This window comes from Cylindrospermopsis sp. CR12, assembly GCF_001432185.1.
In the GTDB taxonomy this organism is placed as follows: domain Bacteria; phylum Cyanobacteriota; class Cyanobacteriia; order Cyanobacteriales; family Nostocaceae; genus Raphidiopsis; species Raphidiopsis raciborskii.
Window position 1 is genome coordinate 12,608 of record NZ_LMVE01000081.1, and the last position, 13,902, is coordinate 26,509.

A 13,902-nucleotide genomic window follows, 5' to 3' on the forward strand; every position below is an offset into this window, starting at 1 on the left:
GTCTATTTTACTCTATACTGCTGCAAAGTACACTTTGGACTTCACAGGATCAGGAATCATGGTCTTTTCACCCGGTTGCCAGCCAGCTGGACAAACTTCATCAGGATGTGATTGTACATGCTGAATTGCTTGCAAAGTACGCAAAGTCTCATCCACACTGCGACCAAAAGCCAAGTTATTTATGGTAGCGTGTTGAATAACCCCATCCTTGTCAATGATAAACAAACCACGCAAAGCAATCCCAGCATCGGGGTCAAGAACATTGTAAGCAGTGCTAATTTCTTTTTTAATATCTGAAACCAGGGGATAGTTCAAATCGCCAACACCACCAGATTTGCGGTCTGCTTGAATCCACGCCAAGTGAGAAAATTCACTATCCACAGAAACACCTAATACCTCTGTGTTCAATTTCTTAAACTCTTCGTAGCGATCGCTAAATGCTGTGATCTCAGTGGGGCAAACAAAGGTAAAATCCAAGGGATAGAAAAACAGAACCACATACTTGCCACGATATTCAGCAAGTTTGACAGCCTTAAAATCTTGGTCTACCACAGCTGTGGCTGTAAAATCGGGAGCCTGTTGGCCAACACGAAGACTAGTCATTAAAGTACTTCTCCTTCAGCACATTGTATCAAATTTTCGGCGTGGGTTTTGTGACAGTTTATTTACAGTCTATTCCAACTATATCACAGTCATTACGATTTTGAGTAGTTAAATACTAAATTTAATTTCTCAACTGTACGGGCATAGCTAAATAGGTCATCTTTAAACCACCTAGGGGAGTAAAAATCACCGGGGTGAGATTTTGATTCAAGTGCATCTGAATTTCCGTAGATGGCAATTCCTTCAGTCCTTCTAGGAGATACTTGACATTAAAGGCAATATCAATATCCTCTCCGGAAATTTGTGCGGGCATTGACTCAGTGGCATTACCCACATCTTGGGCTTCACAAGATAAAGTAATTTCCTGGTCTCCAGTATTCATACTGATTTTAACAATATTATTTTTCTGGTCAGCTAATATGGCAATTCGTTCCAAAGTGCTAATAAACTGCTTCCTTTCCAACACCAGTTGTCTTTCAAACTGACGAGGTATTAATTGTCTATAGGAAGGGTATTGACCCTCCAGGGTGCGACTAGTTAAACGTTGATTTTGCCAAGCAAATACTATTTGACCTTCGTCTAAACATAAAGATACTGCCTCTTCTGAAGCACTATGGTTTAGCATTCTTTGTAGTTCTCGTAATGCCCTAGCAGGTACGGTCACTTCCAGTTGTTCATCATTTTCCAGGGGACGTTCATTAATGGTTTCTAAAACCGCCAACCGATGTCCATCCGTAGCTGCAAACTCTAAGACATCCTGTTTAACTGTTAAATGTACCCCTGTTAGAACCTGCTTGGTTTCATCACTACTAGTAGCAAATAATGAACCTTTTAAACCCTCAACTAGAGCTGCAGTGGTTATTTGGATAGGATTGGAACTCTCAATTAAGGGTAATTCAGGAAATTCTTCTGCCCCCATGGACCTAAGTTCATACTTACCATTTTTGGGCTTTAGAATAAAATTTATACCTTCTGTAGTAGAGTCTCCCGATTGGTCATCTAGGGTAATATCCCCCTCTGGTAAACGGGAAGTAATATCCACTAAGATTTTAGCAGGGAGAGCAACTGCTCCACCTTCTATCACCTCCGCAGTGAAACTAGTACGAATACCCAAGCTTAAATCAAAAGCTGTTAAACTAACTTGATTCGTATTTACATCCGCTTGCAAGAGTACATTAGCTAATATGGGATGGGTAGGTCTAGATGGTACTGCACGACTGACCAGGGCGAGATTGGTACTAAGATCGCTTTGAGAGCAAATTAATTTCATAAATCTGAACACAAATAGTGAAGGATCATCCTAGCAAATTTTCCGCTATCCTAGCTTATGCTTCCAATTTTTACGGCGATTAGAACCTCTCTTCAGACGAGAGACACGACGTTTCGCAGATTTTAACTTGCGTTCAGCTTTGCGTAGAAACTTAGGTAATGTATGCTATAGGGGAGTAGCAGTTTTAAACCTGTATTTTTTGATGAAAACCAATTACTATCCTTAGATTTTTGGTGAAACAAATTCCTCAGATTATTTGTTGTGTCTTGGAATTGTTTTTATGTTATAGTGATGTTGTGTTGTTTTATCAACTACTACATAATTTGACCGAATCTTTGAACTAACATAAACATATAACTGAATTCCCCCTTATGACTCCCCTAATTAATCAAGCTTTGAGTCTGGTCTACACTCAGCTTTCTTATTTTTCTGAGTCCAGCAACTATTACCAGGTACTGTCTACTGCTTTTGGCAATAACTATGACCGTGACATTGCGGAAAAGTTAAAGTTACATTGGCAACAGGTTAATTTTACGCAAATTCCTCAGATTGAGATTCTGGATGGTGGCATTCTTGGTAGTGCTTATGGGGCTTATGCACGAGAGACAAATAAGATTTACTTATCAAGGAATTTTGTTACTAATAATACTGCGGAAGTTATTGGTCGGGTGATTTTGGAGGAAGTTGGGCATTTTGTTGATGGTCAGCTTAATGTTGAGGATAGTGAGGGAGATGAGGGGGCGATTTTTGCTGAGTTGGTGGTGGGTAATAGTTTGGATGATCAGGCTTTACGGAAACTCAGGACTGAGAGCGATTTTGGTATCATTACTCTCAATGGTCAGCAAGTTCATGTTGAACAGTCTAGTAGTCTTTCCCTTCCCGGTGTTAGATTTAGTTCAGTAGCATGGGCGGATTATGATGGGGATAAAAAGCAGGATTTCCTACTAACTGGTTACTCATCAAGTGGTCCAATTGCCAAACTGTATATAAACACAGTTAATGGGTTTCAAGAGGATACTACGGTTTCCCTTCCCGGTGTAGAATATAGTTCAGTAGCATGGGCGGATTATGACAAAGACGGGGATCAGGATTTCCTACTAACTGGTTTCTCATCAAGTGGTCCAATTGCCAAACTGTATAGAAACACAGGTAATGGGTTTGAAGAGGATACTAACGTTTCCCTTCCCGGTGTTGCAGCAAGTTCAGTAGCATGGGCGGATTATGATGGGGATGGAAAGCAGGATTTCCTACTAACTGGTTTCTCATCAAGTGGTCCAATTGCCAAACTGTATAGAAACACAGGTAATGGGTTTGAAGAGGATACTACGGTTTCCCTTCCCGGTGTAGAATATAGTTCAGTAGCATGGGCGGATTATGATGGGGATGGAAACCAGGATTTCCTACTAACTGGTTACTCATCAAGTGGTCCAATTGCCAAACTGTATAGAAACACAGGTAATGGGTTTGAAGAGGATACTACGGTTTCCCTTCCCGGTGTAGAATATAGTTCAGTAGCATGGGCGGATTATGACAAAGACGGGGATCAGGATTTCCTACTAACTGGTTTCTCATCAGGTTTCACTCCAATTGCCAAACTGTATATAAACACAGGTAATGGGTTTAAAGAGGATACTAACGTTTCCCTTCCCGGTGTTGTATTTATTTCAGTAGCATGGGCGGATTATGACAAAGACGGGGATCAGGATTTCCTACTAACTGGTTCCTCATCAGATGGTCGAATTGCCAAACTGTATAGAAACACAGGTAATGGGTTTGAAGAGGATACTAACGTTTCCCTTCCCGGTGTTGTATTTAGTTCAGTAGTATGGGCAGATTATGACAAAGACGGGGATCAGGATTTCCTACTAACTGGTGACTCATCAGATGGTCCAATTGCCAAACTGTATAGAAACACAGGTAATGGTTTCACTGAAACTCTATCTGAACCAAACGAAATCAATGATGTGACCCTAGCTGTGTCGCCTACTATAGTAAACGAAGATGGTCGGGAAAATTTGGTTTACACTTTCACCCGCAGAGGAGATCTAGCCCAAGAGTTAACAGTTACTTATAATATAGGTAATATAGGAGGTACTGCTAATATAGGAGGTACTGCGGATGCAAGAGACTACATTGGTGCCACCCCGGGAGAGGGAAAAACCATCAAGTTCACAGCGAATAGTCCAACGGTAAAACTCGAGATTAATCCCACTGCAGACAATTTATCTGAGTTTAATGAAACTGTAAGGTTAACTTTAGTTGAGGGAGATGGTTATACTGTTGGTACAACCACCCCTGTAACTGGCACTATTGAAAATGATGACCTTCCCGGTGTAGAATATAGTTCAGTAGCATGGGCGGATTATGATGGGGATGGAAAGCAGGATTTCCTACTAACTGGTTTTGATGGTTCAAATCCCATTGCCAAACTGTATAGAAACACAGGTAATGGGTTTGAAGATAAGACACCAAAAGGCCTTCCCGGTGTAGAATATAGTTCAGTAGCATGGGCGGATTATGACAAAGACGGGGATCAGGATTTCCTACTAACTGGTTCCTCATCAGATGGTCGAATTGCCAAACTGTATAGAAACACAGGTGATGGGTTTGAAGAGGATACTAACGTTTCCCTTCCCGGTGTTGCAGCAAGTTCAGTAGCATGGGCGGATTATGATGGGGATGGAAAGCAGGATTTCCTACTAACTGGTTTCTCATCAGATTTCACTCCAATTGCCAAACTGTATAGAAACACAGGTAATGGGTTTGAAGAGGATACTAACGTTTCCCTTCCCGGTGTAGGATATAGTTCAGTAGCATGGGCGGATTATGATGGGGATGGAAAGCAGGATTTCCTACTAACTGGTGACTCATCAGATTTCACTCCAATTGCCAAACTGTATAGAAACACAGGTAATGGGTTTGAAGAGAAGACACCAAAAGACCTTCCCGGTGTCAGAGATAGTTCAGTAGCATGGGCGGATTATGATGGGGATGGAAAGCAGGATTTCCTACTAACTGGTTACTCATCAGATTTCACTCCAATTGCCAAACTGTATAGAAACACAGGTAATGGGTTTGAAGAGGATACTAACGTTTCCCTTCCCGGTGTAGGATATAGTTCAGTAGCATGGGCGGATTATGATGGGGATGGAAAGCAGGATTTCCTACTAACTGGTTACTCATCAGATGGTCAAATTGCCAAACTGTATAGAAACACAGGTAATGGGTTTGAAGAGGATACTACTGTTCCCCTTCCCGGTGTCTCTGATAGTTCAGTAGCATGGGCAGATTATGATGGGGATGGAAGGCAGGATTTCCTACTAACTGGTTACTCATCAGATTTCACTCCAATTGCCAAACTGTATAGAAACACAGGTAATGGGTTTAAAGATGCTACCGATATCGGTATCGGTAAAATCGATAAGTTTCCTGGTGTAGAAGATAGTTCAGTAGCATGGTCTAAGGATGGAAAATATTTCCTACTAACTGGTTTTGATGGTTCAAAGCCCATTGCTAAACTCTACACCAGCGAGGGAAATGGGTTGTTTAAAGAAAGCCAAGATCTTCCCGGTGTGATAGGAGGTTCAGTAGCATGGTCTAAGGATGGAAAATATTTCCTATTAACTGGTTGGGATGGTTCAAATCCCATTGCCAAACTGTATGAAAACACAGGTAATGGGTTTGAAGATAAGACACCAAAAGGCCTTCCCGGTGTTAGAAATAGTTCAGTAGCATGGGCGGATTATGACAAAGACGGGGATCAGGATTTCGTGCTAACTGGTTGGGATGGTTCAAGGTCCGTTGCAAAACTGTATGAAAACACAGGCAATGGATTTAAAGAACCTTCTAATGTTTCTCTGACCGGTGTGTATAATAGTTCTGTAGCATGGTCCGAGAATGGGGAATATTTACTCCTAACTGGTCAGTCAGCATCGGGTTTAGTTTCTAGAGTTTATAAAAATAGCGTTGAAAACGGTTCTAGAAGACTACTTGTTACTGATAATCCTGTTACAGGTGTAGAAAATGGTTCAGTAGCCTGGTCTAAGGATGGAGAATATTTCCTATTAACTGGTTGGGATGGTTCAAAGTCTGTTGCCAAACTGTATAAAAAAAACAAAGATGGTAAATTTGAAGAAGACAACTCTATTTCCCTTCCCGGTGTCAGAGATAGTTCAGTAGCATGGGCGGATTATGATGGCGATAGAAAGCAGGATTTTATCTTAACTGGTTTATCATCAGATGGTCGGATTTCTAAACTGTACAAAAAAAACAAGGATGGTAAATTTGAAGAAGACAACTCTATTTCCCTTCCTGGTTTAGCATTGGGTTCGGTGAATTGGGGAGATTACGATGGTGATGGTCGCCAAGACTTGCTCTTAACAGGGGAGTCCGATTATGGGCGAATTTCTCAAGTGTACAGAAACACATCATCAGGAGATAAAACATTCTTTACCGCTACTTTATCTCCAACAGGTCTACCAGACATTACCCTAGCAGTATCAAACACCATAGTGAAAGAGGGTGAAAAACTAGTATATACTTTTACCCGCACAGGGGATCTAACCCAAGAATTAACAGTTACTTATGATAGAGGAGGTACTGCAGATTTTAGCGACTACATTGGTATAATATCAGGGTCAGCTGTCTTTAAGAAGCATAAGAATAAGGTAGAACTCGAGATTACCACTAGACAAGATCTGAGCAGTGAAGGGGATGAAACTTTAGAATTGACCTTATTGCAATCGCAAGAATACACTGTTGGTACAAATACACCAGTGAAGGGGATTATCCGAGACGCAAAGCAGGAGCGAGTTCCTCTTATTACCTCGATACCAAAAAATATGGAAATGCTTCCAAAAAATATCAAGCCAGGAGAAGAATTGTCTAAACTAAGCTACCAATTTTTGGACTACAACTCTCCTACTGTCAGAGCAAAACTAGACAGCGCCCTAAATCTCACAAATTCTGTCTTCACCAACTTCTTGGGACTCTATGAAGTAGATGATCCTAACACCGGAGCTGTGAATGGTTTTTTCCCTGGAGACCCTGGTTATGCGGAAGCTGCTCTGAGCAGAAGGGTTCAAAATTTTTATGTCAAAGCAGGGGGGTCAGCTACAAATATTACTACCAATGGCGTTTTTGCTCAAAACCAAACACCAGTGGGAGATCCATCAAAAATTAATGATGTTAGGTACCTTGCTCCTTTCTTAATTGCTAACATTGGCAGTAAAGATATTACTGCGGAAATTGGGGAAATTATAAAGCGCAGCAATAGCTCTGCTGAATATCAAGACAAATCTGTTGCCTATTTTAGCTTTGGCGCAGCAAATCCAGGTGGTATGAGTCAAATTAAGCACTTTGGTAACGGTATCTTTGGCTTTGAAGATTTACCCCTAAATGTCAGTGATAGAGACTTCAACGACACCGTGTTCTCCTTTGGTTAAGTTAACATAACTTAACAAGATTTTCTCCCCCAATTCTATAAAATATGCTACACTGTTACTGGGGGAGTATTTGCTTAGGGGAGAAACCTCACACGAGTGTCCACAAGAGTCCGTCGTTATTTTTGCCAGTTTTAATCAGTCATTGTTAATCCAGGATGTAAAAATCATGAAACTAAGATCACTCTGCACTGCTTTAGGAATCAGCGCCCTGACCCTAACTGCAACCGCAGTACCCACTTTTAGCCAGGATGTTGGTAATATTTCCGGTGACGTTACCTTCTCTTGCAAGGTATCCGCAGTGGATAGAAATGGTAGTCAAGCTCCCGCAACCGTGGCTTGGATTCCCCAACGGAAAAAGTATGTGTACATTATTAATTGGAAAAGTGAAGGTTTCAAACAATGGACCCCTCAGAAACGCTGCGAGGTGGTTTCTGGGAAGTTCCAGAAGTTTCAAGAGTCGGGTCAACTACAGTATTTGGCAACTGGTGTAAATAATGGTTCCTCTGTAATTTGCGCTGTGCAGTCACAAGAAGAACTTTGCAATAACAACAACCAATTGTTTACCTTGAGATCTAGTAGTGATTCTGCTCAAGTTCTAGACCGCATGGGTAATATCTTGGTTGGCGCAAGTTCTCAACCTATTGTGCAAAGTGCTAATAATCGCAAGTTCCTGAATATGTCTAGTTTCTTACAACAAGCACCTGATATGGGTCTTGAAAAGTAAGTATGTTTTGTTCCCAGGTTCACTCTGGGAACAAATTAATTGTTGATTGACGGTCGGATGTAATTCCCTAGGCGTATTTTTTCCTGTGTAATACTATGAAGCCTTACTTCACTATTATTTCTTCTTTGCTTTTACTATTCTCCCCTGGTCTAAATTTGGCTGGTCTAACACAAGTTCCTAGTCCTATAGATCAAAGTCAATCTGTGAACTGTAATCCAGAAAAGGAGGGGGAGGATGGTGCTTATTCTCCTCAACAACAAGAAGCTATCCTCCGTCAAATTACGGTTAAGGTAATTGGCGATAATAATGGGGGTTCGGGAACCCTTTTGGCTCGTCAAGGTAATAACTATCTGGTGGCTTCTAATTCCCATACTCTGGTGGGTGCTAATCTAAATAATATTCGTGTGGAAACAATTGATGGTCAGGTATATCCTGCTCAAATAATTCCTAATGTCAATTTTCAGGAAAATAATCTGGATTTAACTATCCTAAAATTTACTTCCAATAAAACCTATTGTTTGCCCAAAATCGCCAATAATGAGATTAATAAACAACTACCAATTATAGCTGCTGGTTATTCCGGTGGGGATAATTCTTTTATCTCCAAAGAGGGAATGGTGGAAAAAATTACTGAACTGGTTTTTAAAAAGGGCTATGAAATTGGTTACACCAGTGATATCGAACAGGGAATGAGTGGTGGTCCCATTATTAATAGGGATGGGGAATTAGTTGGTATTAATGCTATGGCTCCCTATCCGGTGTTAAATCATGCCTATGTATATGCAGATGGCAAACGTCCTACTTTTTCTGAGCTGCGAGAATTGCGTAAGCTAAGCTGGGGAATTACTCTGAAAACGGTTTTAGCTCAAATTGAACCGGAACTGATGGTTGCATATAGATTGCCCATACCCAGGATTAAACAGATTGTTCCCGAATCTAAATTAGTAGGTTGGTTACAAGAAGTAGAAGCAAAGGCTAAAAAAATTACTGTTAAAATTGACAGCAGCAGTGAATCTAATGGTTCAGGGGTAATTATTGCCAAAGATGGGGATGTTTATACTGTTTTGACTGCTAACCATGTGGTTTGTGAAAGACAATTAGTTGCCCAACCCTGTGGAAATTTTAACTATAAGTTAATGACCCATGATGGTAATGTATATCCTATAGATAAAAGCACTATTCAATTTCAACCGGGGGTGGATTTAGCAGTAGTTAAATTTAACAGTCGAGAAAATTATCCCGTAGCTACCCTAGCCAATTATAACCCCACCACTGATGATTATGTGTTTACCACAGGTTACCCTAAATTAAAGGAAAAATCCGATTGGCGTTTTAGTTTGGGTCAGGTTTACAGTAAGGAAAGAGGACTATTAACTACTACTAGTCAGCTAGATTTACCTAACAGTAGTGCGGGTGGATTAAACAGTGTGACCCAGAGTGCTGCTTCTTTGGCTGGAGGATATGAGTTGGTTTATACTACTATCACCTTCGGTGGTATGAGTGGGGGCCCAGTGTTAGATTCCCAGGGAAGGGTGATTGGTATTCACGGCAAATCTGAGGGGGAACACGCATACGATGCAATAACTGGTGATAGTGGTACTAGTGATGGAAATAAGGTGCAAATAGGTAATAGTCTGGGTATTCCTACTAGTACGTTTTTGGCTGTGGCTAGTCGGATAAATGTTCAGCCCCAAATTTTAGAAACTACTCCCCCTCCACAATTGACTGCTACGGAGGTGGAATCTATTAGAAATGCAATCCTATCTGTGGATGTAACTAAGACTAATACCAGCGCTAGTCAATGGTTAGAACGGGGAAATCAACTGTGGCGCTTACGTCGTTATAATGACTCTATACAGGCTTTTGAACAGGCAATTGAGCAAAAACCTGATTTTGTTTATCTTGGCTATTATGGTAAGGGTCTAGGACATTATGGCAATAAACAGTATGAAGAGGCGATAACTGCTTTTAAACAAGTTCTGGAAAGTAGACCAGATTTTGTCCCAGCCCGGTTTTATTTGAGTGTAATTTATCGAGAATTGAAGCAACTAGATTTGGCTTTAACAGAAGTTGATCAAGCAATTAAGTTACAACCTAATGACTCTCGTCTGTATAATCAAAAGTTCTTGATTCTCATGGATGCTAAAAGATATGCTCAAGCAGAAGAATCAATAAGTAAAGCTATTGAAATCAATCCTATTGCTCCTTTTTACAATAATCGCGGGGTTGTTTACAGTCGTAATAAAAAGTGGGAGTTAGCTCTGGTTGACTTTAAGAGGGCTTTAGAAGGTAATCCCCAATATGCTCACGCCTATGCCAATGGCGCATTTGTCTACTACAACAAGGGTATATGGAATTCAGTTATATCCAGCTACACGAAAGCTATAGAGATTGACCCCCAATACCCACTATACTATAACAATAGGGGAGTTGCTTACTACAACAATGAACAGTGGCAATTAGCTTTGAACGATTTTAGCAAGGTGGTTACCTTAGAACCTCGTTATGCACGAGGCTATAAGCATCTTGGGGAGGTGTATGCTCAATTTGGTGATATCCAAAAAGCACGGGAAAACTTGCAGCAAGCAGCAAGACTATTTCAAGACCAAAGGAGGAATGCTGACTATAGGGAAACCGTCAGTATTCTTCAAGGATTTTAGTCCTGAATATACCATAATCCCAAAAACTATTTTCCAAACCCAATCAACCAAATTACTAACCCAGACCATGAAAAATTCCCTGTATCTACCCATGATATTAGCTACTCTGTGTGTAGCTACCCCTGCTTGGGGAGAAGAGATATGTGACCACCATACCCAAGATAGCAATGGTCAGGGGAAACAAGTCTCAGGAAAAGCAGCTGACTTGATTATTACCCAGTCCCCAGGGGTGCAACCTGATGGTTCTAGTTTGGCTCAAACTAATGAATCCTCTACACAGGAGATTAGGTTAGATCAGGATGCTGTAATTGACCCTTCTCAAAGTTATAGGTTACCTGTAAATAATTATTGGTATGTAAGTGGTAGTTCAGGACTGTTTAGCTCTCAAAGTGATATTCCCATCAAGGTGACCAGAAACATAACTGGTCAAGTACCAGGAGACCTCAGTTTAGTTTCTCCCTTTCGATTTAATGTAGCGGGAGGTTACCAGTGGAAACTTTTTCGAACTGAACTGGAATTGGGTTACACCTCTACTGTTATCAATGGTATTAAATACAAGGTTAATAATAGTTCTCAACCTTTGGAGGGCAATATAGATAGAGTAACAGTCCTTCTCAATGGCTACTATGATGTCTTTACCGGTTCCAGATTACGTCCTTACCTTGGTGCTGGTGTGGGTGTTGGTTTCAATGGGGGTAATATCAAACAACCTCAATCCGGTGATTCATTTACCGTAAGTGGTACTTCCCTATCCTATCAGTTGAAATTGGGAGTTCAATATGAAATTGCCAAGAAACGCAGTGTTTTTGTAGATGTCAAATACCTGAATGTTGGTGGTTATAATAGTAAACCAAATGTTAATGACGTATCTGACATTGAACTGGGATCTGCCAATTCCTATGGACTGAGCATTGGTTATAAGCAAGGTTTCTAGTTGATGTCATATTTAAAAACGCAATTTCCCTAATGATAAAACAAAACAGTGTTATTATCTCCGTTGCAATATCAATAGCTCTCACTGCAACAACAGCCATAAGGATAAGGTCACAAACTATAGAAGAGACTTTAAAAGCAACCACGGTTCAAGTCAATATATATGGTAGTGGTACTAATTTACCAGGCGGATCTGGTGTCATTATTGATAAAAAGGGTGACACTTACACCGTGCTCACGGCCAATCATGTTGTGTGTGAAGACATATCTACAACACAGGTTAATTGCGCTAGGGACTTACGTTACACAATTGGCACTTACACTGGGCAAGAATATCCGGTCAATATTAAAACCCGTCGGATATTTCAACAGCATAGAACTAAAGACCCGGACTTAGCTACGGTCACTTTTGAAGCTAAGGAAGATTACCCAGTTGCTCAGTTAGGTAATTCCGATGAGGTGCAAATTGGCACGGATATTATTGTCACCGGGTTTCCTAGTATTTTTGGCAAGCGGGGAACTGGGAGAAACTATACTGCTACCGTGGGAAAGGTGGTCAGTAAAAATCCTGACGCATTGGAGGGTTACAGTTTAGTGTACAATGCTAACACGTTTATTGGCAACAGTGGTGGTCCGGTATTTGATAGTAATGGTCAGGTGATTGCTATTCATGGACTAGCAGATGCAACAGGATCGGGGGAAAACCCCTCCCCAATAAAAACTGGGTTCAATGCGGGAATTCCCATCAATACCTTTTTGTCCCTGCAATTGGGAGCTGATGGTGAACCCCTTATATGTAATCTAAAGCAAAACACTGAGCAAGTGTACTCAGAAAACCAATTACAAACCATGATCAATCAAATTACTGTGAAGGTAATTGGTAATCAAAACAGCGGTTCGGGAACAATTGTGGGCAAAAATCAAGACCGCTATCTACTATTAACTAATTCCCATGTTTTGTCAGGCTTAGATATAAGTAAGTTAAGAGTCCGCACCCATGATGCTAAGGTATATCCTGCTAAAGCATTAAATATTTTTAATCGTCTGGATTTAGCAGTACTAGAATTTACTTCCAAGCGACCTTACTGTACACCTAAGAGAGTTAGTCCTCGCAATCCTGCTAAAAGTGCAGGAATTTTGGCAGCTGGATATCCTAATTTGCGCGATAAAATAGTATTTAGACCTGGAGAAGTGGAAGAAATTATTTCTCAACCTAGTTTTAAAGATGGTTATGAAATTGGTTACACGAGTGAAATTGACCAGGGTATGAGTGGTGGACCTATTCTCAATTTTCGCGGACATCTTATAGGTATTAATGGAAGAAGTTCCTATCCCATTAGCAATTGGTATGTTTACACTAATGGAGAGCGTCCCACAGACCGAGAAATTGAGCAGTTTAGAAAATTGAGTTGGGGTTTACCCATAAGGGTTTTTCTGTCCACAGCTGAACCTCAAATGATTGCAGATTACAATTTATCTTTGTCGCTTGGCAATTAGGAAGAGGGTAATCATGCGATTGCAAGATTTAACTTTAGATAAGGAAGTGCTTCGCGATCGCAGTTCTATTGAGCCAGTCCATGTTCCAAAGCGAATCTCACCAGTTCCGTACGACTATTGGTACCAGTTTTGCTAAATAGACGACTGACATACTTCTCCACATTACGAACACTTGTTTCCAACTTACGAGCAATTTCTTTGTTCATTAATCCTTGGGCAACGAGATTTAAGACGCTTTGCTCCCTTGGGGTTAAATCAATTGTAAACGGTGGTGGTGTCTGAGATATACCGATCCTAGGAGTTAATAAATCTTTAATTTTGGCAATCTCATGGGCCAACTTGGCAATTTCCATGTTTTCACTGTCTTCACCCGCAACTGTAGTCTGGGAAATACGCTTTTCTAGTAAATTGTTGATAATGGCGATCAGCTCATCTGGGTCAAAAGGCTTTGATAAATAGGCATCTACCCCTGCTTGATATCCTTGAATGCGATCGCCTGTCATACCTTTAGCGGTTAAAAATATAACTGGTAGCGAAGCCAATCGGGGGTCATCTCGCAGTTGTTTGAGGAACTGATAGCCATCAACTTGGGGCATCATAATATCGGAAATTACCAAGTCGGGAGTATTTTGTTGTATTAATTCCCACCCTTCGCGGGCGTTACTGGCAACTCGAACACCGAAACCGCTTTCTTGTAAGTATTCCTTTACAGCTTCGCGTAACCCCGGTTCATCATCTACCAGTAACAGTTGTGCTGACATTGAAAATTTT

The 13,902-nt window shown here is 40.8% G+C and carries 8 protein-coding genes and 1 pseudogene; 5 read left to right on the plus strand and 4 right to left on the minus strand.

Annotated elements, in window-relative coordinates; all coding sequences use genetic code 11:
• Positions 1–12: 12 nt before the first annotated feature.
• From ASL19_RS09195 to ASL19_RS18605, 3 genes and pseudogenes are all read right to left on the minus strand, one after another.
• Complete coding sequence (locus ASL19_RS09195; protein WP_006275732.1) at positions 13–603, minus strand: peroxiredoxin; 591 nt, start codon at positions 601–603, stop codon at positions 13–15.
• Positions 604–724: 121 nt separating this feature from the next.
• Positions 725–1,873, minus strand: coding sequence for a DNA polymerase III subunit beta (gene dnaN / locus ASL19_RS09200; RefSeq protein ID WP_057178105.1), 1,149 nt, complete (start codon positions 1,871–1,873; stop codon positions 725–727).
• 48 nt (positions 1,874–1,921) lie between these two features.
• Positions 1,922–2,029, minus strand: a pseudogene (locus ASL19_RS18605) (RNA-guided endonuclease TnpB family protein); the annotation flags it as partial.
• A 215-nt stretch (positions 2,030–2,244) separates the two neighbouring features.
• On the opposite strand from ASL19_RS18605, the gene ASL19_RS09205 reads away from it, so the two are divergent.
• The 5 genes from ASL19_RS09205 to ASL19_RS09225 all read left to right on the plus strand — a co-directional run bounded on the left by ASL19_RS09205 (position 2,245) and on the right by ASL19_RS09225 (position 13,131).
• On the plus strand, positions 2,245–7,317 hold the full coding sequence (locus ASL19_RS09205; protein WP_057178106.1) for an FG-GAP-like repeat-containing protein: 5,073 nt from the start codon (positions 2,245–2,247) through the stop codon (positions 7,315–7,317).
• Between the two features lie 166 nt (positions 7,318–7,483).
• On the plus strand, positions 7,484–8,041 hold the full coding sequence (locus tag ASL19_RS09210) for a COP23 domain-containing protein (protein ID WP_006277083.1): 558 nt from the start codon (positions 7,484–7,486) through the stop codon (positions 8,039–8,041).
• 95 nt (positions 8,042–8,136) lie between these two features.
• Positions 8,137–10,701, plus strand: a complete 2,565-nt coding sequence (locus tag ASL19_RS09215) for a tetratricopeptide repeat-containing serine protease family protein (protein WP_057178107.1) — start codon at positions 8,137–8,139, stop codon at positions 10,699–10,701.
• A gap of 67 nt (positions 10,702–10,768) precedes the next feature.
• Positions 10,769–11,635, plus strand: a complete 867-nt coding sequence (locus tag ASL19_RS09220; RefSeq protein WP_161808593.1) for an outer membrane protein — start codon at positions 10,769–10,771, stop codon at positions 11,633–11,635.
• Positions 11,636–11,667: 32 nt separating this feature from the next.
• Positions 11,668–13,131 (plus strand): serine protease, encoded by a 1,464-nt coding sequence (locus tag ASL19_RS09225; RefSeq protein ID WP_057178109.1) that lies wholly within the window; start codon positions 11,668–11,670, stop codon positions 13,129–13,131.
• Positions 13,132–13,196: 65 nt separating this feature from the next.
• Here ASL19_RS09225 and ASL19_RS09230 read toward each other — a convergent pair whose 3' ends face one another.
• Positions 13,197–13,892 (minus strand): response regulator transcription factor, encoded by a 696-nt coding sequence (locus ASL19_RS09230; RefSeq protein ID WP_057178110.1) that lies wholly within the window; start codon positions 13,890–13,892, stop codon positions 13,197–13,199.
• Between the last annotated feature and the right edge of the window lie 10 nt (positions 13,893–13,902).